The sequence below is a fragment of the Novosphingobium sp. PY1 genome (genome assembly GCF_017312445.1).
Lineage (GTDB): Bacteria > Pseudomonadota > Alphaproteobacteria > Sphingomonadales > Sphingomonadaceae > Novosphingobium.
The window spans coordinates 474,454-494,908 of the sequence record NZ_BLTI01000004.1 but is presented as its reverse complement, the minus strand read 5'-3'; the positions used below and the strand labels follow the sequence as shown (position 1 = coordinate 494,908).

16 protein-coding genes and 2 tRNA genes are annotated in these 20,455 nt (G+C 65.3%); 11 read left to right on the top strand and 7 right to left on the bottom strand.

Annotation, left to right across the window (positions count from 1 at the left end; genetic code table 11):
* Positions 1-512: 512 nt before the first annotated feature.
* Positions 513-926, bottom strand: a complete 414-nt coding sequence (locus tag J3474_RS06505) for a hypothetical protein (RefSeq protein WP_207093461.1) — start codon at positions 924-926, stop codon at positions 513-515.
* Between the two features lie 61 nt (positions 927-987).
* Positions 988-1,064, bottom strand: a tRNA-Arg gene (locus tag J3474_RS06500).
* 99 nt (positions 1,065-1,163) lie between these two features.
* Here J3474_RS06500 and J3474_RS06495 point away from each other — a divergent pair.
* Positions 1,164-1,973, top strand: coding sequence for a queuosine precursor transporter (locus J3474_RS06495; RefSeq protein WP_207093460.1), 810 nt, complete (start codon positions 1,164-1,166; stop codon positions 1,971-1,973).
* Positions 1,974-2,024: 51 nt separating this feature from the next.
* Positions 2,025-3,116, top strand: a complete 1,092-nt coding sequence (recF, locus tag J3474_RS06490) for a DNA replication/repair protein RecF (RefSeq protein WP_207093459.1) — start codon at positions 2,025-2,027, stop codon at positions 3,114-3,116.
* An 81-nt stretch (positions 3,117-3,197) separates the two neighbouring features.
* Here the strand turns inward: recF and J3474_RS06485 are convergent, their stop codons facing one another.
* A complete protein-coding gene (locus J3474_RS06485) occupies positions 3,198-3,974 on the bottom strand; it encodes an arylesterase (RefSeq protein WP_242528218.1) in 777 nt (258 codons plus the stop codon).
* Between the two features lie 37 nt (positions 3,975-4,011).
* Between J3474_RS06485 and J3474_RS06480 the strand changes: the two genes are divergently transcribed.
* Complete coding sequence (locus J3474_RS06480) at positions 4,012-4,725, top strand: ABC transporter ATP-binding protein (protein ID WP_007013492.1); 714 nt, start codon at positions 4,012-4,014, stop codon at positions 4,723-4,725.
* Positions 4,722-7,244: an ABC transporter permease gene (locus J3474_RS06475; protein ID WP_207093458.1), complete on the top strand. Its 2,523-nt coding sequence runs from the start codon at positions 4,722-4,724 to the stop codon at positions 7,242-7,244. The genes J3474_RS06480 and J3474_RS06475 overlap by 4 nt, the downstream gene beginning before the upstream one ends.
* Here the strand turns inward: J3474_RS06475 and J3474_RS06470 are convergent.
* Together J3474_RS06470 and J3474_RS06465 are read right to left on the bottom strand one after the other, a co-directional pair.
* The gene (locus J3474_RS06470) at positions 7,241-7,696 is read right to left on the bottom strand and encodes a DUF805 domain-containing protein (RefSeq protein ID WP_007013490.1); all 456 of its coding nucleotides are present in this window, start codon (positions 7,694-7,696) and stop codon (positions 7,241-7,243) included. The two genes, J3474_RS06475 and J3474_RS06470, sit on opposite strands and share 4 nt — an antisense overlap.
* A gap of 236 nt (positions 7,697-7,932) precedes the next feature.
* Entirely contained in the window at positions 7,933-10,578 is a 2,646-nt protein-coding gene (locus J3474_RS06465; RefSeq protein WP_376706513.1) for a TonB-dependent receptor, read from the bottom strand.
* A gap of 296 nt (positions 10,579-10,874) precedes the next feature.
* Between J3474_RS06465 and typA the strand changes: the two genes are divergently transcribed.
* From typA to J3474_RS06450, 3 genes are all read left to right on the top strand, one after another.
* Entirely contained in the window at positions 10,875-12,707 is a 1,833-nt protein-coding gene (gene typA / locus J3474_RS06460; protein ID WP_013832014.1) for a translational GTPase TypA, read from the top strand.
* Positions 12,708-12,981: 274 nt separating this feature from the next.
* Positions 12,982-13,467 carry a hypothetical protein gene (locus J3474_RS06455; RefSeq protein ID WP_041558720.1) on the top strand — a complete coding sequence of 162 codons (486 nt, stop codon included), beginning with the start codon at positions 12,982-12,984 and terminating at the stop codon, positions 13,465-13,467.
* 140 nt (positions 13,468-13,607) lie between these two features.
* Entirely contained in the window at positions 13,608-14,765 is a 1,158-nt protein-coding gene (locus tag J3474_RS06450; RefSeq protein WP_207093602.1) for a glycosyltransferase family 1 protein, read from the top strand.
* A gap of 16 nt (positions 14,766-14,781) precedes the next feature.
* On the opposite strand, the gene J3474_RS06445 is transcribed toward J3474_RS06450, so the two are convergent.
* The gene (locus J3474_RS06445; protein ID WP_207093457.1) at positions 14,782-15,219 is read right to left on the bottom strand and encodes a hypothetical protein; all 438 of its coding nucleotides are present in this window, start codon (positions 15,217-15,219) and stop codon (positions 14,782-14,784) included.
* Between the two features lie 93 nt (positions 15,220-15,312).
* On the opposite strand from J3474_RS06445, the gene J3474_RS06440 reads away from it, so the two are divergent.
* From J3474_RS06440 to J3474_RS06425, 4 genes are all read left to right on the top strand, one after another.
* Positions 15,313-16,632 carry a replication-associated recombination protein A gene (locus J3474_RS06440; protein ID WP_207093456.1) on the top strand — a complete coding sequence of 440 codons (1,320 nt, stop codon included), beginning with the start codon at positions 15,313-15,315 and terminating at the stop codon, positions 16,630-16,632.
* Positions 16,629-17,537 (top strand): hypothetical protein, encoded by a 909-nt coding sequence (locus tag J3474_RS06435; protein WP_242528217.1) that lies wholly within the window; start codon positions 16,629-16,631, stop codon positions 17,535-17,537. Before J3474_RS06440 ends, J3474_RS06435 begins: the two co-directional genes overlap by 4 nt.
* Before the next feature lie 80 nt (positions 17,538-17,617).
* The gene (locus J3474_RS06430) at positions 17,618-19,348 is read left to right on the top strand and encodes a DUF885 domain-containing protein (protein WP_207093455.1); all 1,731 of its coding nucleotides are present in this window, start codon (positions 17,618-17,620) and stop codon (positions 19,346-19,348) included.
* 106 nt (positions 19,349-19,454) lie between these two features.
* Positions 19,455-19,530, top strand: a tRNA-Thr gene (locus tag J3474_RS06425).
* 112 nt (positions 19,531-19,642) lie between these two features.
* On the opposite strand, the gene J3474_RS06420 is transcribed toward J3474_RS06425, so the two are convergent.
* Positions 19,643-20,215 (bottom strand): response regulator transcription factor, encoded by a 573-nt coding sequence (locus tag J3474_RS06420; protein ID WP_232512591.1) that lies wholly within the window; start codon positions 20,213-20,215, stop codon positions 19,643-19,645.
* Positions 20,216-20,455: the final 240 nt, after the last annotated feature.

Below are 20,455 nucleotides of genomic sequence, written 5' to 3'. Positions count from 1 at the left end.
GCATGGCAGCTGCTCTGAATCCGGCGCCGGGACCAGTGCCGTGCCGGCTACGCAATAGCAGGGGGGCTTGTACCGGCCGGCGTTAACGGTTGAATCATCAGCGAGTCATGGCGCTAGTCTGACCTGACAATTCCCCTTGTGGCAGAGCGTCGGACACTTGGTGTCATCCGCGAATGGGGTCTTCACGGCAGTCATATTCAAGACGAATTGGGAAGCACGTCTCATCAAGCTGCCCCACACTCCTCCACTAACCATGGAAACTACCATAAGTTATAAGAGCTGGCGAAACGAATTCGTCTCAAAGCAACAACGATTAAACTTATTTAACAGCAGTAAGGTGCCGTTCCGTGCGCGCAGAACACTTCGGACTCGCGCGAAATTGCCGCAAGCACCGGTCCTGAAATGCCCCGGCAAGGCCAACAATTCCCGGCGACACCACCCGCTAGCAAGGAGGAAGTCGGGATCAGGATCTTGCCGGAGTGCTTGAGCTCGCGCTGCCTGCCCCGCCTCTCCTAGCGGTTGGGCAGCGCCTTGAGCACGAACTGCATGCAAACCAGGATTAGCGCGACAGCGAAACTATCGGCGAACAGGTCTCCCCATTCCGCATCGCGATGCAGCGCAGGGATCATCTGCACCACTTCGATCAGAGCGCCCACCACGACGAGTCCTAACGCCAGAAGCAATCGCGGAATACGCGGATAGGCCAGCGTTCCAAGGATCGCCAGGCTCGCAAATGCCGCCATGTGCTGGATTTTATCCGGTACGATACCGTGCAGGTCGTTGGAGTTGGGCAGGATTGCCATGACAACGGCGAACGCCATCGCCGTCCAGAAGGCTGTCTTGAGATATTTTTGCACCGCAGCATTATCGGCGAGCCCGCTGCCGACTTCAATAGAATTTCGCTTCGCTCCGGCCGCGATTTTCATCGCTTCGCCTTCCGGCCCGACTAACGCTCGCGGCTTCGGTCTCGTTGCTGCTGCAGAAGGCTGGCGCGCCCGGCAGGGTTCGAACCTGCGACCCCAAGCTTAGAAGGCTCGTGCTCTATCCAGCTGAGCTACGGGCGCGCACGCGGGTCCCCATAGCGCGGTTCTCGCGCAGCGCAAACCGCGAGGCCTGTTGAAAGTCCCCTTTGCCTGCACGGCGTTGCAGGTTACGCACAGGTGATGAGCACGCAGCCCGACGCGCAACCCCACCTGACCCGCCTTGACGGTCAGACCGGCGCCCGCCGCCACTTTCGCTATTTCGACTACGTGATGACCGCATTCGTGGTGATCCTGCTGCTGTCGAACCTGATCGGAGCGGCCAAGCAGGCGCAAGTCGCGCTGCCGCTGGTGGGCACGATCACCTTCGGGGCAGGAGTGCTGTTCTTCCCGATTTCCTACATCATCGGTGACGTCATGACCGAGGTCTATGGCTACGCCAATGCGCGCCGATGCATCTGGGCAGGCTTCTTCGCGCTGCTGTTCATGGTCGTCATGTCGCTGGTGGTCGTCAACATTCCCGCAGCGCCGGACTGGGCGCTCGCTTCGGCCAGCTACATGGTGGCGGGCAAGGAAGTGACTGCACCCAACCAGGCGGCCTATTATGCGATCTTCGGCCAGACGCCGCGGATCGTCCTTGCCTCGCTGGTCGCCTTCTGGGCCGGCGAATTCGTCAATTCCTTCGTGCTGGCGCGAATGAAAGTGCTGACCGCGGGCCGCTTCCTGTGGATGCGCACGATCGGCTCGACGATCTTCGGCGAAGGCGTGGACAGCGCACTGTTCTATCCCCTGGCCTTTCTCGGCGTTCCCGGATTCACGCCGCACACGGTGGCGATGCTGGCGCTCACGCAATGGATCATCAAGACGCTGTGGGAAGCCGTGCTGACGCCCGCGACATACCTCGTCGTCGGTTTCCTCAAGCGGCGCGAAGGCGTGGATGTCTATGACGACAACACCGACTTCAACCCCTTCGCCAAGACGAACGCGGTCTGAGCCTGCAAGCAGGGTCGCAATGACGGCACCGAGCGGCTAGGCACGCGGGCGATGGCCCTCGACCGCATCCTCCTGTCCCGTTTCCGCAACCACCGCGAGACCGCGGTGGAAGGCACGGCGCAGTTCAACCTGCTGGTGGGTGAGAACGGCGCGGGCAAGACCAACGTGCTCGAAGCGATCTCGCTGATGGCGCCGGGACGCGGCCTGCGCCGGGCCGGCCTCACCGACATGCCCGCGCAAGGCAGCGAAGGCGGCTTCGCGGTCAGCGCTTCGCTGATGACGCCGGATGGCGAGCCGGTCCGCCTCGGCACAGGGGTTGCCGCCGAGAGGCCCGGGCGCCGCCTCGTCCAGATCAACGGAGCGGAAGCTCCGGCGGTACGGCTGGCCGAATGGCTCTCCATCGGCTGGCTGACCCCGGCGATGGACCGCCTTTTCGTAGAAGGGGCAGGAGCGCGGCGGCGGTTTCTCGACCGGCTGGTGCTGGCGGTGCGGCCCGACCATGCCGGGCACGCGACCCGTCTCGAGAACGCCCTGCGCGAGCGCAACCGCCTGCTCTCGGACGACATGCCGCCCGATCCGCGCTGGCTCGATGCCATCGAACTTCAGATCGCCGAGGCCGGTGCGGCCGTCGCCTCCGCGCGCGCCGATCTCGTCGCCCAGCTCGACACGACACTGGCGGCGCTGCCGGATTCCCCTTTCGCGCGCCCCTCGCTCGCCTACCAGCCGGGCGGTCCGATCGATGCCGAGCCCCTCGCCCGGGCGCTGCGCGAGGGACGGGCGCGCGACCGCGCCGCGCAGCGCACGCTGACCGGCCCGCACCGCGACGAAGTGGTCGTGACCATGGCCGGCAAGGGCCAGGCCGCCGCCGAGTGCTCCACTGGCGAACAGAAAGCGATGCTGATCGCGATCACGCTCGCCCACTCTCAGCTGCTGGAAGACAATAGCGGCAGCCGGCCGCGCCTGCTTCTGCTTGACGAAGTGGCCGCCCACCTCGACCCCGTGCGCCGCGAAGCCCTGTTCGACCGCCTGCGCGCAGGTTCGGCGCAAGTCTGGCTCACCGGGACCGAACTCGCCCCCTTCGATGCGATTGCCGAGGAAGCGGCGATCTGGGAAGTGCGAGCAGGGGCAGTGCAGCGGCGCTGAGCAGACTGCAGGCACCGCCAAGCCAGAGCGGGGCTTGGAGACCTGACCGAGACGCCCACGGCGAAAGCCGCAACGCTCGGATCAGCGCGCCATCCGCTCCTCTCCGGCCGAGGCGGTTGGCGGCACCGCCACGTCCGATGCCGCTTCGGAGGCTTCGGCTTCCGCACCGGTCGGCAGGGCATCGGCCACGTCGTCGACCGTGGCGGTCACGATGGCGTCGACGCCCAGCGCAGTCGGATGCATGTGGTCCGGCTGCATCAGGTCCGGCTTGTCGATCACCGGCTGGAGGAAGAAGGGCACCAGTGCCGCGTCGTACTTCTCCGAGAGCTGCGCATAGATCGGGTTGAATTTCGCCGCGTAGTCCTTGCCCAGGTTCGGCGCGGCAAGCATGCCAAGCAGGACGACCTTGATGTTTTCCTGCTTGAGGCGCTGCAGGATCGCCTCGAGGTTGTTGCGTGTCGTCGCCGGAGGCAGTCCGCGCAGCATGTCGTTTCCGCCCAGGCTGATGATGACCAGCTCCGGCTTTTCCTTCTGGCTGCTCAGCGTGAAGTCGAGCCGCTCCAGCCCTGCCTCGGTCGTATCGCCCGAAACGCCCGCATTGATGACCCGTGCGTTGATGCCGCGCGCGCGCAGGGCCTGTTCGAGCCGGTCAGGATAGCTCTCGCCATCGTTGAGACCGTATCCGGCAAGCAGCGAATCCCCGAAGGCCAGGATCGGGCGTTCCGGCCCCATGACCGGGATGGCCGGCGGCGCATCGAGCGCACTCATCGTTTCTTCGGCCACCGGAGGCGTCGCGGCCTTGTCGCAGGCGGCCAGCGCCAGCGGGAGCGTAAGCAGGGCAATTGTCAGGGCGCGCAAGGCTTTCTCCTTGTAGGATCGCACTTTGCTATCCCATATGGGGGCGGTGACAAGCCTTTCCCAACATTCCAACGCCTCTATCGTTGCCCGTGACCTGCGCCTGACGCTGGGCAACGGGGGCAGCGCCGTCGAAATCCTCAAGGGTGTCGACCTGACCGTGCCGCAAGGCCAGACCCTCGCCCTGCTCGGCCCGTCCGGCTCGGGCAAGTCCTCTTTGATGTCCGTGCTTTCCGGACTGGAACGCGCAAGCTCAGGCACCTTGTCCGTTGCCGGTGAAGACTTCGCCGGGATGGACGAGGACGCGCTGGCCCGCGCCCGGCGCGGCCGCATCGGCGTGGTGCTGCAAGCCTTTCACCTCCTGCCGACGATGACCGCACTGGAAAACGTCGCGACGCCGCTGGAGCTTGCCGGCATGTCCTCGGCCCGCCAGCGCGCCCATGAGGAACTGGCCGCCGTCGGCCTCGACCATCGCCTCAGCCACTATCCCGCACAGCTGTCGGGCGGCGAACAGCAGCGCGTGGCCATCGCCCGTGCCCTGGCCCCGCGTCCCTCGCTGGTTTTCGCCGACGAGCCGACCGGCAATCTCGATGCGCGAACCGGATCTGCGATCATCGACCTGCTCTTTGCCCGGCGCGAGGAGAGCGGCGCGACGCTGCTGATCATCACCCACGACGAGAACCTCGCCAGCCATTGCGAGCGGATCGTGACCATCGCCGACGGGCGCATCGCCAGCGACACGCTGCCGGCATGAACGCAACCCTGCCCTGGGCCACCGCCTGGACCATCGCGCGGCGCGATCTTTCGGCGCGGTTCAAGGGGCTGAGGCTCCTGCTAGTCTGCCTGTTCCTGGGCGTGGGCGCGATTGCGGCCATCGGCACACTGACCGGTTCGATCGAGAGCGAGCTGGCAACGCGCGGGCGGCAGATCCTGGGCGGCGACGTCGAACTGCGTGTCTGGCAGCGCGGGCTGACCGATGCCGAACGCAAGGCCCTGCAATCGCTCGGCACGATTTCGGACGGCTTGCGCATGCAGGCGATTGCCCAGAAGGGCGAGCTTACTGCCCCGGTCGCGCTCAAGGCGGTCGCCCCGGACTGGCCGCTCTACGGCAAGCTCATCTTGCGCGACGGGCGCAAGGTCGGCGCGCCGCCCGAGGGGACCGTGTGGATCGCGCAAGGAACCGCCGAGCGGCTGGGCGTGAAAGTGGGTGACAGCTTCCGTCTGGGCGGCCAGCCGCAGAAGGTCGGGGGGATCATCGCTTCCGACCCGGAACAGCTCGGCGAAGGATTTTCGCTGGGAGACACCGCGATATCGGCCATCGGCCTGCCAGAGCGCGCGGGATTGACCGCGCCGGGGGCCATGTACCGCAGCGCGATCCGCCTCAAGCTGAAGGACGGACGCGATCCCGACGCAGTCAAGGAGCAGATCGAAAAGCGCTTCCCCGATGCCGGTTTCGAGATCCGCACCCGCGACCGCGCCGCGCCATCGACCGAACGCTTCGTGCGGCGCATGGGCGAATTCCTCGTCCTCGTCGGTCTGGCCGCGCTCGTCATCGCAGGCATCGGCATCGGCGGCGGGGTTTCCTCCTACCTCGAGGCGCGGCGCAACTCGATTGCCACTCTCAAGGTGCTGGGCGCGACCAGCGGCGACATCGCGCGGATCTACCTGCTGCAGGTCGGCGTCGCCGCCTTGGCGGGCAGTCTTGCAGGGCTGCTGGCGGGCGTGCTGGTCACACCGCTGCTGGCCGAGGCGCTCGGCTCCCTGCTGCCGGTCGACACAGGCTTCACCGTGTCTCCTGTCGCGCTCGCCACGGCTGCGGCCTACGGGCTTCTCGTCGCGCTGGTCTTTGCCGCGCCGCCACTGGTGCGGGCGCGCTCCTTCCCGGCAATGGCGCTGATGCGCGCGCGGGTTTCTCCACTTTCGGCCGACCGCAAGGCCCTGCTTTTGCCGGTCGGCATGGGACTTGCGGCCATTGTCGCGCTGGCGCTGCTCAATGCCGCGCAGCCGATGGTGACCTCGGGCTTCCTGGCGGGCGCGGCGCTGATGCTGGGCATGCTGGCGCTTCTCGGACACGGCATCGGCTTTCTCGCGAGGCGCCTGCCGCGCCCGGCCAACCCGATGCTGCGCGCAGGACTTGCAAACCTGCACCGCCCCGGCTCGCAGACCGGCGCGCTGGTCACAGCGCTTGGCTTCGGCCTCTCCGCCTTCGTGCTCATCGCGGGCGTGCAGACCAGCCTCGAGGCCAATATCCGCCGTACCCTTCCCGCCCGCGCGCCCGACTTCTTCGTGCTCGACGTACCACAGGACCGCGCCGACGAATTCCGCAATGCCGTCGAGCAGACCGTCCCCGGTGCCGGAATCAAGCTGGTGCCCAACATGCGCGGGCGGATCCTCGCCTATGGGCCGAAGGACCAGATGACGCGCGTGTCCGACCTCGACGAGATCCCCGAGGGCGCCTGGGCCCTGCGCGGCGAAAGGGGCCTGACCTATTCAGTGAACGTCCCCGACGGCAGCAGCGTGACTTCCGGCAGGTGGTGGCCCCAGCTCTATCGCGGCGAACCGCTCGTCTCGCTCGACGAGAAATTCGCCGATACCGTCGGCCTCAAGGTGGGCGACTACGTGACCATCGGTCTGCTCGGCGTGGAGCGGACCGCCCGGGTGGCCGCGCTGCGCCGGATCGACTGGGACACGATGGGCTTCAACTTCGTGCTGGTCTTCTCGCCCAATGCCCTTGCCGATGCGCCGCACAAGCTGGCCGCAACCATCGAAGTGCCACCCGGCACGTCGACCGCAGGATTGCTGCCGAAGCTGGCACGCGCATTTCCATCGAGTTCGGTGATCGAGACCGGCAGCATCCTGCGCGAAGCACGCGATCTGCTCAGCCAGATGTCGACCGCGATCCTTGCCGCGGCGTCGGTTGCCGTGCTGGCGGGGCTGGCTGTGCTGTTCGGCGCTATCGCCGCTGCGCGCGCCAACCGGACCTACGACAACGTGATCCTGCGCGTTCTGGGGGCGAGCCGGGGCCAGCTGCTCGCCCTGCAGGTGGCCGAATACGGCCTGATCGCGCTGGTCCTCGCCCTCGTCGCGCTGGCAAGCGGCAGCGCCATGGCCTGGGCGATCATCGTCAAGCTGTTCGAATTCGAATGGCTGCCCGACTGGCCCCGCGTGATCGCGGTGCTGTGCGCCGGGCTTGCCCTGATCCTGACTTTTGCGCTCGCCGGTTCGCTGCCGCTGCTGCGGGCGAAGCCGGCGCGCGCGCTTCGGGAGCTTTAGGCGAAGACCTGCGCGCCCGTCGGGTCCTTGGGATCTTCGCCGAAGCGGTTCGGACCGGGCGTGCCGGGCAGGAACATGATCACGATCAGCGCGATGTTGGCGATGAAGCCGACCAGCGGCACCATGCTCAAGACGATGAAGCCCAGATACCACCAGCCGCTCATGTCGCGGTCATGCAGGCGGCGGACCGTGACCGCGATGCTCGGCACGATCACTGCAAGGCCGTAGATGCCGATCAGGGCTATCGGCAGCATCGTTCCCGCACTGAACAGGGTGCCGGTGACATCGCCGCCTGCCAGCGCCGAGAACGACAGCCCCATGACGCCTGCCAGCAGGCCCAGCAGGGCGATGACGATGACATTGAGCAGGGTGAAAGACCAGTATTCCATGCGCCGCGAACGGCCTGAGAATTCGGCGTAGCGCCGAAACGGCATGAACATGTATTCGATCATAAGGGCCCCTCTCGATAGTATGGCCGCACTATAGGCCCGTTCACTCCACCGGCAAGTTAACGCAGCGGCAATGGAACTGGCGCAGGAAATAGGCGCGGCGCAGGAAATAGGCGCGGCGCAGGAAATAGGCGCGGCGCAGGAAAAAGGGGCGCGAAACCATCCGGCTTCGCACCCCTGCGTCAGTCGACCGGTCCCGCGTCTCCTCCCTCGCCGCGGGGTCGGCCTGCGCCCTCGCTTCAGAAGCGATAGCGCGCCGCCACGCCGTAAGTGCGCGGCTGGTTCGGGTAACCGGAAATCGAGCCGGGCTGCGCCGGGCTGTCGAAGATCTGCAGGATCGAGCGGTCGTTGAGCAGGTTGCGTCCCCAGACCGACACTTCGACGCCGTTCGCCATCGCATAAGTCAGCGAGGCGCTCAGCTCGTTGATGTCCTGCTTGAAGTCGCGCGCTGCCTGGATCGCGTCAGTGGCATCGACTATCGCGCCGGTGGCCGGATCCTTGACGGTCAGGCCCGGCAAGCCCTCCACCAGCATGAACGGCGCCTCGTAGTGATAGTCGCCGCGCAGGATCAGGGCATCGCCATTGCCGATCTCCTGCGTGTACTGCGCGCCGAAGGTGACCGAGAGCGGCGAATATCCCGGCGGCGTCGAACCGCTGATGTCGCCCACACCCGATGATGCGAAGCTGTCGTACTTGCCGTCGAGGTAAGTCATCGACAGGCTCAGGAGCAGCGGCTCGACAGGCTTGGCCGTACCTTCGAACTCGATACCGAAGACCGACTGCTTGCCCGCATTGGCGAGCAGGAAGCCTGAACCGGTGAAGATGTTCGACTGGAAGTTCCTGATGGTCTGCTTGAACACCGCAAGATTGGCGGTAACGAGGCCCCAGTCGCCCTTCAGACCGGCTTCGTAGACGGTAGAATCCTCGGGGTCGGCATAGCGGCTGCCGGCGCGCAGGTTGGTGACGGCAAGCCCCCGCTGCTGCAAGTCAGCGAGATCGGTCGCGGTCGGCCGGCTGTCGCGCGAGAGGTTGACCGAGGCCGCCTTGTAGCCCGTCGCATAGCTGGCATAGACATTGACCGTTGGCGTCAGGTCATAGGCCACGCGCGCGGTGTAGCTGAAGTCGCCATCGCTTACCTTGCCCGATTCCACCGCATTGGGCACGTTCATGAATGGCGGGAAGTACTGCAGCGCCCGCAGCGGGGCGAGCGGATTGGCGGCCGGGTTATTGGCATTGCCTGCCGCATAGGCAGCGGCATCGCCTGGCGAAAAACCCAGCTGGAGCGCGCCCTGGTAAAGCAGCGCCTGCCGGAACGGGGCATAGGCCGCCGCGTCGAGGTCGATACTAGCAAAAGTATCGTCCGCCATCGTCCCGGTCGCAAAGCGCTTCTGGTCGTGGGTATAGTTGAGACCGCCGGTCACGGTCAGGCCCGGGGCGACCTCGAAGTCGAGCTGGCCGAAGAACGAATAGGCCTCGTTCTTGAGCTTGTAGGCTTCGGTGAGGCCGGTGCCGGGCGTGTAGAACGTGCCGACATACTTTGTCGGATCGCCTTCCAGCGCGCCGAAGGTCGTCTCCAGTGTCGGGATGCTCAGCGCCCCCCCCGAGAGACTCTGGACGAGCAGATTGGCGTAGCTGCGGGCGTCATTGCCCCAGTAGACCTCGTTGTTCTGGTCGATCTTCTCGTTGAAATAGTAAGCGCCGACGAGCCCGTGGATGCGCTCGCCGATGTCGAAGTTGGCACGCAGCTCCTGGGTGAAGGTCTTGATCCGCAAGTCCTGGAAATTGCGTTCCAGAAGGTCCGCGCTCGAGAAGTCGGAATCCTGGTCGGTCACGATGTTTGAGCGACGATAGGCCGTGATCGAGGTCAGCTGGACATCGCCAAGATCGTAGTCGACCTGCCCGGAAAGGCCCCAGTTCTCGATGTCGTTGGTCGAAAGCCGGTTGTTGTAGGTGACGTTGTCGAATTTCTCGTCCGGCTGGTTTACGACGCCGCCAAGCGCGAAGATCGCCGCCGTCGGCAGGGCCTGGCGCAAGTTGACCGCAGCACAGCAGTTCTCGTCGATCTTGCCGTAGTCGCCGATCAGGCGAACCTGCAGATCGTCGTGGTTGTCGAACAGCAACTGGCCCCGCGCGAACCAGCGATCGCGGTCGTTTGTGCGCTTGCCGGTGCCGAGGTCGCGGACGATGCCGTCGCGCTTGTTGAGCCCGCCGGCAAGGCTCACCGCAATGGTATCGCTGACCGGTCCGGTGACGCGGCCCTTCACGGTCACTGCATCGTAATTGCCGTAAGTCGCCTCGAAGTTGCCGCCCAGTTCGAACTGCGGCTTCATCGTGACAATGGAAATCACGCCGGCCGAGGCATTCTTGCCGAACAGCGTCGATTGCGGCCCGCGCAGAACTTCGATCCGTTCGACATCCGGGAAGTCGGCAATCATCGAAGCCGAGCGCGAACGATAGACGCCATCGACGAAGAGGCCCACCGAGGGTTCGATCCCGGCATTGTTGGCACCGTTGCCGAAGCCGCGAATGTAGAAATTGGTGTTGGCCGAGCTTTGCAGCTGGTTGACGCGCAGCGATGGCACGAGCGTCTGCAGGTCCTTCAAGTCGCGGACCTGCGCGCGCTCGATGGTTTCACCGCTGGTTACCGCGACGGAGACCGGCACGTCCTGCAGGGTCTGCTCGCGCTTGGTCGCGGTAACGACGATTTCGTCGACCGACAGCGCCTCACCCTCGGCGTCCTGGGCCGCGGCAGCGGGCGCCCAGCCCCAGATCGCTGCTGCCGCGCCAGTCAACAGGACCGCCCGGACCGATTCCATCCGCCGCGCCATAATCGCACCGCGCACGCAGAAGACGTCTGCGGCCCGACCGCCAGAAAAACCTTTCATGCAATCCTCGCTGAACAAACCCGTCCGGCGGCCCGCATCTTGCCCTGCACGGTGCCACCGCATTTAGAACTTTCGATATTTATAAGGAGATTCAATTAGGCACAATCGTATGTCTGGCCATTCCAGTGAATAAGCGATACCTTGTGTCGCACACGCCACAGCAACTGTCCGATTGTGATTACAAGCAGTACCGCTTGCCGGAATCACTTGTATCGGCTAAGGGCGCGGCAATTTTGCGGTGCAGCAAACAGCATCGCGATGATGCCATTTGGCCCCCTCGAATTGTAAGGCTAACGATGTCCGCCCCGCTTCCCCTGCGCAATATCGCGATCATTGCGCACGTCGACCACGGCAAGACCACGCTTGTGGACCAGCTTTTCCGCCAGTCCGGCACGTTCCGCGACAACCAGCGCGTGGAAGAGCGTGCGATGGACTCCAACGACCTCGAGAAGGAGCGCGGGATCACCATTCTTGCGAAGCCGACCTCGATCGAGTGGAACGGCTATCGCATCAACATCGTCGACACCCCCGGCCACGCCGACTTCGGCGCCGAGGTGGAACGCATCCTCTCGATGGTCGACGGCGTGATCCTGCTGGTCGACAGCTCGGAAGGCGCGATGCCGCAGACCAAGTTCGTCACCGGCAAGGCGCTCGGCCTCGGCCTCAAGCCGATCGTCGTCGTCAACAAGATCGACCGTCCCGACGGCCGTCACTCCGAAGTGCTCGACGAAGTCTTCGACCTCTTCGTCAGCCTCGACGCCAATGACGAGCAGCTCGATTTCCCGACGCTCTACGCTTCGGGCCGCAACGGCTACGCCAGCTACGATCCCGACGCGCGCGAAGGCACCCTGACCCCGCTGTTCGAAAAGATCGTCGAGCACGTTCCCGCGCCGAACCTCGACGTCGACGCGCCGTTCTCGTTCCTCGCCACCCTGCTCGACCGCGACAACTTCATGGGCCGCGTGCTGACCGGCCGCGTCCAGTCGGGCACGCTCAAGGTCAACGACCCGATCCGTGCCATCGACATGGACGGCAAGGTGATCGAAACCGGCCGCGCCACCAAGGTCCTGACTTTCCGCGGCCTCGACCGCGTGCCCGTCGATGAAGCCCGCGCGGGCGACATCATCGCGCTCGCCGGACTCGAGAAGGCGACCGTGTCGAACACCATCGCCGATCCCTCGGTCACCGAGGCAATCCAGGCCCAGCCGATCGACCCGCCGACGCTGGCCATGCGCTTCGCCGTCAACGACAGCCCGCTTGCCGGGCGCGAAGGCGACAAGGTGACCAGCCGCATGATCCGCGATCGCCTGATGCGCGAAGCGGAAACCAATGTCGCCATCCGCGTCACCGAATCGGCGGACAAGGACAGCTTCGAGGTTGCCGGTCGCGGCGAACTCCAGCTTGGCGTCCTGATCGAGACGATGCGCCGCGAGGGCTTCGAACTGGGCATCAGCCGCCCGCGCGTGCTGTTCCAGACCGACGAGAACGGACAGCGCACCGAACCTTACGAAACCGTCGTGATCGATGTGGACGATGAATATTCGGGCACGGTCGTCGAGAAGATGCAGCGCCGCAAGGCCGAGCTGACCGACATGCGTCCCTCCGGCGCAGGCAAGACCCGCATCACCTTCTCGGCCCCCTCGCGCGGCCTGATCGGCTACCACGGCGAGTTCCTTTCGGACACCCGCGGCACCGGCATCATGAACCGCCTGTTCGAGAAGTACGACGCGCACAAGGGTCCCATCGAGGGCCGCCTCAACGGCGTGCTGATCTCCAACGGCACCGGCGAGGCAGTGGGTTACGCGCTCAACAGCCTTGAGGATCGCGGCGTGCTGTTCGTCAAGCCGCAGGAAAAGATCTACGAGGGCATGATCATCGGCGAGAACGCCAAGCCCGACGATCTCGAAGTCAACCCGATGAAGTCGAAGCAGCTGACGAACTTCCGTTCGACCGGCAAGGACGACGCCATCCGCCTGACCCCGCCGCGGGTCATGACGCTCGAACAGGCAATCGCCTACATCGACGACGACGAAATGGTCGAAGTCACGCCGCAGTCGATCCGTCTGCGCAAGGCGATCCTCGATCCGCACGAGCGCAAGAAGGCCAGCCGCAAGAAGGAAGCGGCGTAAACCGATCCAAAAAAGCCTCCCCGGGCCATCTCGGGGAGGCTTTTTTCTTGAAGCAGGGCTTAGATTGCCCGGGCCCTCTCCAGGACACTCACCCTGAGCCTGTCGAAGGGTGGGGATGTGTCTCCCGGCCATCGGCCTGCCGCGAGCAGCGCACGCCTTATTACAAATCGCGACAAGTTCAGTGGCGGTTCAGTACCGGCCTGCCATGGTTCTCTTCTAACGTGCCCACCGATACCGCCGTCACCCGGTTGGCCATCCGAAGGGAGACGCCCAAATGAAATCCACACTGAAATCTCTTGCCACCAAACTCGGCCTCGGCGCCGTGCTGGCAGCCTCGACACTTGCCATGGCCGCTCCGGCCGAGGCGCGCGGCCGCCATCACGACGGCGATGACGCAGCCATTGCCATCGGCGCGGGCCTGATCGGCCTCGCAGTCGGCGCAGCGCTCGCCGACGATGGCGACCGCTATTACTACGACCGCGACTACTATCCCTCTCGCCGCTACGTGACCGTGCGCGGCCATCCGGGCTATTACTATTATTACGAAGGTCGCCCGAACCGCTACTATCGCGACCGTTACTACGATCGCTATTACGGACGCTACTACCGCGAACGCTGGAACCGTGGAAACAACTGGGGTCGAGACCGTCACGACTGGCGTCACGATCGGCGTGACTGGCACCGTGACCGCCGCGACTGGCGCCGCGATCGCCGTCATCGCGACCGCGATTACCGCTACGAACGGCGTTATCGCCACTGATCCTCTGACACACTCCATCCGGGCGGCGGCCACCGCGTGACATAAACGCAAGCCCCGCCCTTTTTCGTTCATCTTCGGATGGGATCCCGGGCCTCTCCCCCTCGCCAAGCGGGGCGGGGGAGGCTATGGCGCTCGCCACCATGGACACCGCCGACCTGCGCATCGCCCTGTTTTCGGGCAACTACAATTACGTTCGTGACGGGGCCAACCAGGCCCTCAACCGTCTCGCCGAGTATCTCCTGCGCCAGGGCGCCAAGGTACGCGTCTATGCGCCTGTCGTGGCCGAACCCGCGTTCGAGCCGACCGGCGACCTCATCGGCGTCCACTCCGTGCCCATTCCCTCGCGTTCGGAATATCGCGTTCCACTGGCGATTTCCGGCAAGGCACGCAGGGATCTCAAGGCTTTCTCGCCTCACATCGTGCATGTCTCCTCGCCCGACCCGGTCGGCCATCAGGCGGTGAGCTGGGCCCGCAAGCGCGGCCTGCCGATCCTCGCTTCGGTGCATACCCGCTTCGAGACCTACCTGCGCTACTACAACATGGCCTGGGGCGAACCGGTGATCGAGGCGATCCTGCGCCGTTTCTACCGCCGCTGCGACGCTCTGGTCGCTCCGTCCGAATCGATGGCGCAATTGCTGCGCGAACAGCGCATGAACTATGACGTCTCGATCTGGTCGCGCGGCGTCGACCGCGAGATTTTCCACCCGGGCCGCCGCGACCTCGACTGGCGCCGTGCCCACGGCATTGCCGACGACGAAGTGACAATCGGCTTTCTGGGCCGGCTCGTCATGGAAAAGGGCCTCGACGTCTTTTCCGACACGCTCGACGAACTGCGCCGCCGCAAGGTGAAGTACAAGGTCCTCGTCATCGGCGAGGGTCCGGCGCGCGAGTGGTTCGAGGCGCGCCTTCCCGGCGCCGCTTTCGTCGGTTTCCAGCAGGGCGCGGACCTTGGCCGCGCCGTCGCCTGCATGGACCTGCTGTTCAACCCCTCGGTCACCGAGACTTTCGGGAACGTGACGCTGGAGGCGATGGCCTGCGGCCTGCCCGTTGTCGCCGCTGCCGCGACCGGCAGCCAGAGCCTCGTCGACGATCGCGTTTCCGGCCGTCTGCTGCCACCCGGCGCGATCCACCAGTTCGCCGAGGCTCTCAAGGCCTATATCGAAGACCCGGCACTGCGGCTCTCGCACGGCAAGGCAGGCGAGGATCGCGCCGCCGAGTTCAGCTGGGACAAGATCAACCAGGCGGTTGCCGACACCTACATCCGCCTGATCCGCCAGAAGTCCGGCGCCAGGGCCTGACCGCGCGCAGGCGCTCTCAGGAAAGCACGTAAAGCGCACGCATGCGCACGGCGAACCAGAGCAGGGCGATGGCGACGATCCAGATCAACGCGCTCATCGCCATGCCGCCCGCCCCGGTGACGGCCGCGGGCGCATCGCTGGTCCACTGATAGACCGTAGTCAGCGCAAGACCGAGCAGCGAGGCGGCGAAAGCCGCTATCGCCCAGCGCGAGCGCATGACCAGCAGGACCGAGCCGAGCAGCGCGCCCCACGTGCCCAGTGCCCAGGCGACGATGGACCAGGCGGGAAACGTGTCGATGTAGTCGATCATGTCGGGCGGAAACTGCGCAAGGTAGGTCGGGCTGCGCGTCACCGTCAGGGTGAAGTCGAGGCAGCCGAAGGCATTCCACGGGATCGACAGCAGCGCTGCCACCCAGAAGTACCAAGGGGTCCCTACGCCGGTCGCTTTGTCCATCGCATCCCACCATTTTGCATTTCCTTGTGGGCGCAAGCCTATCGCGCGCGGCAGACCGGTGCAATTGCGGGCGACTCTCGCTAGATAGGCCCCATGGCCGACCTGTTTGCCGACGATATTCCCGCAACGCCTCCCGACGAACCGCGCGAGGATGCTCCGCTCGCCGACCGGCTGCGACCGCGCACGCTGGCCGACGTGGTCGGGCAGGAGCACCTGACCGGTCCGGAAGGCGCGATCGGACGCATGGTCGCGGCCGGACGCCTGTCCTCGATGATCCTGTGGGGTCCGCCCGGCACCGGCAAGACGAGCACGGCGCGCCTGCTGGCCGATGCCGTGGGCATGCGCTTTGCCGCGGTCTCCGCCGTGTTTTCCGGGGTGGCAGACCTCAAGAAGGCCTTCGCAGAGGCCGAAGTGGCCGCAAGGGCCGGGCAACGCACGCTGCTATTCGTGGACGAGATCCACCGCTTCAACCGGGCCCAGCAGGATGGCTTCCTGCCCTTCGTCGAGCGCGGCACCGTCACCCTCGTCGGGGCGACGACCGAGAACCCCAGCTTCGCGCTCAACGCCGCCCTCCTGAGCCGGGCGCAAGTGCTGATCCTGCACCGCCTCGACGCCGGGGCGCTGGGTGCGCTGATCGACAAGGCCGAGGCGCTGGAAGGCCCCCTCCCCCTCGATGTCGCCGCGCGTGAGGCGCTGATCGCATCGGCCGACGGCGATGGCCGCTTCCTGCTCAATCAGGCCGAGACGCTCTATGCCGCCAAGATCGCGGAAAAGCTCGACCCGGCCGGGCTCGGCCAGTTCCTGCAACGGCGCGTGGCCGTCTATGACAAGGACCGCGACGGCCACTACAACCTGATCTCGGCGCTGCACAAAAGCCTGCGCGGATCCGATCCGCAGGCCGCGCTCTACTATCTCGCCCGGATGCTGACGGCGGGCGAGGAACCGCTCTACGTCCTGCGCCGCCTGGTGCGTTTCGCTTCGGAAGACGTCGGACTGGCCGATCCCCAGGCCCTCGTCCAGTGCCTTGCTGCCAAGGATGCCTACGAATTCCTCGGCTCGCCCGAAGGCGAACTGGCGATCGTGCAGGCCTGCCTCTACCTCGCCACCGCGCCCAAATCGAACGCGGCCTACATGGCGTTCAAGTCCTCGTTCCGCAGCGCAAAGGAAACCGGCTCGCTCAGCCCGCCGGCCAACATCCTGAATGCGCCGACCAAGCTGATGAAGGACATCGGCTACGGCAAGGACTACGCCTACGACCACGACGCGCCCGACGGCTTTTCCGGCGACAATTACTGGCCCGAAGAGATGGCTCCGCAGACCTACTATGCGCCGGTAGAGCGCGGTTTCGAACGCGAGATCCTCAAGCGCATCGACTGGTGGAACCGCAAGCGCGCCGAGCGGCGCGAGCAGTGAACGCCGCGGCGCATGGCGGGCCGCGCTTTCGCCACTTCATGGCGATCGACTGGTCCGGCGCTGTCGGCCCGCGCCAGAAAGGCATCGCGGTCGGCCTGTGCGACCTCAGCGGCGCAGCGCCGCAAATCGTGCGCCCGCGCAATCACGCCGTCTGGTCGCGGCAGGACGTACTCGATCATCTATTGCACGACCTGCCCGACGACACCCTGGTCGGGCTCGACCTCGGCATCTCGCTGCCTTTCGCCGACGCCGGGGCTTTCTTCCCCGGCTGGAACGAAAGCCCCGGCGATGCCCGCGCGCTCTGGGCGCTGATCGATGCGGTCTGCGTGGGCGATGCGGACCTATGCGCCACCAGTTTCGTCGACCACGCCAGGGCCAGCGCCTATTTTCGCCGTCACGGCGGGCGGGAGGGCCAGCAATTCCACCTGCCCGGCGCGGCACATCGGCGCGGGCGGATGCGCGTGACCGAGGAGGCGCAGGCCCGCGCGGGCTGCAAGCCCTATTCGAACTTCAACCTCGTCGGCGCGGCACAAGTCGGCAAGTCCAGCCTGACCGGGATGCGCATGCTCCATCGCCTTGGCGGCACAGTGCCGGTCTGGCCCATCGACCCGCTGCCGGCGCGCGGGTCCGTCATCGTCGAGATCTACACAACGCTGGCCGCCGTAGCGGCAGGCCGCTCGCCTTCCCGCGCCAAGATGACGACGTTCGAGGCCTTGGCTGACGCGCTCGCGGCGCTGGGTTCCCCGCCCGCCCGGGGCAGCGGCGCGATCGACGATCACACCAGCGACGCGCTGCTCACCGCCGCCTGGCTGCGCCGCGCCGCCTGCGATCCGGCACTCTGGCAACCGGCTGAACTGACGCCGGAATTGGCCTGCACCGAGGGCTGGACCTTCGGCGCGGTATAGACCACAACCTGTCCCATCGAGGGCGCCCCTCCCCCCGGTCCGGGCGTCGCTCCACCAAACCGATAGGGACACACTATCACATGAAACACAAACTGCTGGCAGGTCTGGCCTGCCTTGCAATGGGAGCCTGTGCAACCGCCGCGCCCCCTCCCGAAGCGCCGATGGCGGCCGCACCTGCGGCCGAGGCTCCGGCAAGCGCGTGGAAGGCCTTCGTCCAGAAGACCATCGACGACTGGATGATCCAGGACCCTGCCTTCGCCGTCTATCAGGGCGCACACCAGTTCGACGGCAGGCTGCCCGACTGGAGCGAAGCCGGTCTCGCCAAACGTGCCGCCTTCCTCCACTCGGTCATCGACCGGGCGAACGCCTTCACCGGCCTGTCCGACGCCGACAGGTTCGAGCGCGATTACCTGGTGCAGGTTGCCAAGGGCAGCCTCTTCTGGATCGAAGATGCCGACCAGCCGCACACGAACCCGACCTGGTACATCAACGGCGGGCTCGACCCGAACGTCTATGTCAGCCGCAACTATGCCGACAAGGCAACGCGGATGAAGGCCATGATCGGTTTCTTTAAGGCGGTGCCGACTGCCGCGAAGAACATCCGCGCCAACCTCAAGCCCCAGATGCCCGCCAGCTTCATCAAGCTGGGCGTCGCCGGCTTCGGCGGTTTCGCGGAGTACTATCGCGGCGATGCCCGCACAGCCTTTGCCGACGTACAGGACCCTGCGCTGCAGGCCGAGTTCAAGGCCACGTCCGAAGCTGCGGCAAATGCCATGCAACAACTCGCCGACTGGCTCGCCGCAGCCACGCCGACGCAGGACTTCGCGCTGGGAGCCGAGCGTTTCTCGCGCATGCTGGCCGCAACCGAAGCGGTCGATGCCCCGCTGGATGAGCTTGAAGCAGTGGGTCAGGCCGATCTCAAGCGCAACCAGGAGGCGCTGAAGAAAGCCTGCGCCGCCTATGCCCCGGGCAAGGACATCCAGGGCTGTTTCGACAAGATGCGGGCCGACAAGCCAGAGGGTGGACCGGTCACCGCCGCGCGCAAGCAGATCCCCGATCTCACTGCCTTCGTGCGCGCGCACGACCTGGTGACGATCCCGGGAACCGAGCAGGCGCTGGTCGAGGAAAGCCCGCCCTACAACCGGCAGAACTCCGCCTACATCGACCCGCCCGGACCGTTCGAGAAGGGCATCCCCTCGATCTATTACATCTCGCCGCCGGACCCTTCGTGGTCCAAGCAGAAGCAGCAGGACTACATTCCGGGCAAGAACGACCTGCTGTTCACCTCGGTCCATGAAGTCATGCCCGGCCACTTCCTGCAGTTCCTCCACTCGAACCGCTCGCCGTCATGGGTGGGCCGCCTGTGGGTGGGCTATGCCTTCGCCGAAGGGTGGGCGCACTATGCCGAGGAAATGATGTGGGATGCGGGCCTCGGTGACGGCGATCCCGGCGTCCACGTCGGCCAGCTCTCCAACGCCCTGCTGCGCAACTGCCGCTATCTGTCAGCCATCGGGCTGCACGCCCGCGGCATGACGCAGGAGCAGTCCAAGCGCATGTTCATGGACGAATGCTACCAGGACGAGGGCACGGCCGAACAGCAGGCCGCGCGCGGGACCTACGACCCGGCCTACCTCAACTACACGCTGGGCAAGCTGATGATCCGCAAGCTGCGCGACGACTGGACCGCCAGCCGTGGTGGCCGCGGCGCATGGAAGCAGTTCCACGACAGCTTCCTGAGCTACGGCGGCCCGCCGATCCCTCTGGTTCGCCAGGCCATGATGCACGAAGACGCACCGCACGCGGTCTTCTGATCCAAAAGCGTTTGCACCCAACGCATAAAACTCTGGACCGGCGCCCCTGCCTCGCGGTAAGGGCGCCGGACTTGTTTCGTGCAGCCGCGACAGCGCGCCGCACCGGGCCGGCTTAGCTCAGTTGGTAGAGCACCTGATTTGTAATCAGGGGGCCACGGGTTCGAATCCTGTAGCCGGCACCATTTTCCTTTCCCGATAAAGCCAACAGGCCCGCCCAAACCAAGCGGTTCGGACGGGCCTGCGTGAATTTCTCGATTTGTCGGTACCGCCCTTGAGGCGCCCGGGGACGCAGCTTCAGATGATGCGCGCCTCGATGAGCAGGCGGATTGCGGCGTTGATGCCGACATCGCCCAGCTTGGTAAGCAGGTTCGCGCGGTGGATTTCCACGGTCCGGTGGCTGATTTCGAGCTGCTCGGCGACGGCGCGGTTGGTCAGACCCTGGGCAAGACCTTCCAGCACTTCCATTTCACGGCGGGTCAGGCTTTCGATCGACTTCTTGGCCCGGATCGCGCGCGCGCGGATGTGGCCGATGCGGTCTATGGAGACGCGCGCTTCCTCGACCGTCTTGCAGAATTCGTCGACATTGGTCGGGCTGTCGCTGTAGCCCACCGCACCTTCATTCACGGCCCGCACGATCTGCGACGTCGTCGGATTTTCGGCAAAGGCGACGAAGGGAAGCCATTTCTCCATCTGCAGCATGAGGTGGGTGAGCGTGGCGATGTTGTTGTTGTCGTCCGCGATGAGAATCATGCCCGCATCGGGCCAGCGCGATGCCAGTTCCTCAACCGCTTCGAAAGGAACGATATAGATGCCACGCTTCGACATTTCGTAGCTCACCGTCGCGCGGCGCTTTTGATTCTGATCCACCAGAAACAGGTGGAAATTCCCTTGGTACATTGGCTTGCGACCCCATGTTTTTGTCCAATCCGCTGGACGAACAGGGGCCTGACCCGCACCGTTCGGTGCGATCCCCACGTTCATCCACCCCATTTTGGCTATATCTCGAGTTATCTCGATGAGGTGAGATTGGGCAACTACGTAATTGCACGTAGCCAAGGCTCGCCGCGAATTAAATTCGTGAAAGAATCACCCAAGCAATTGCAATGA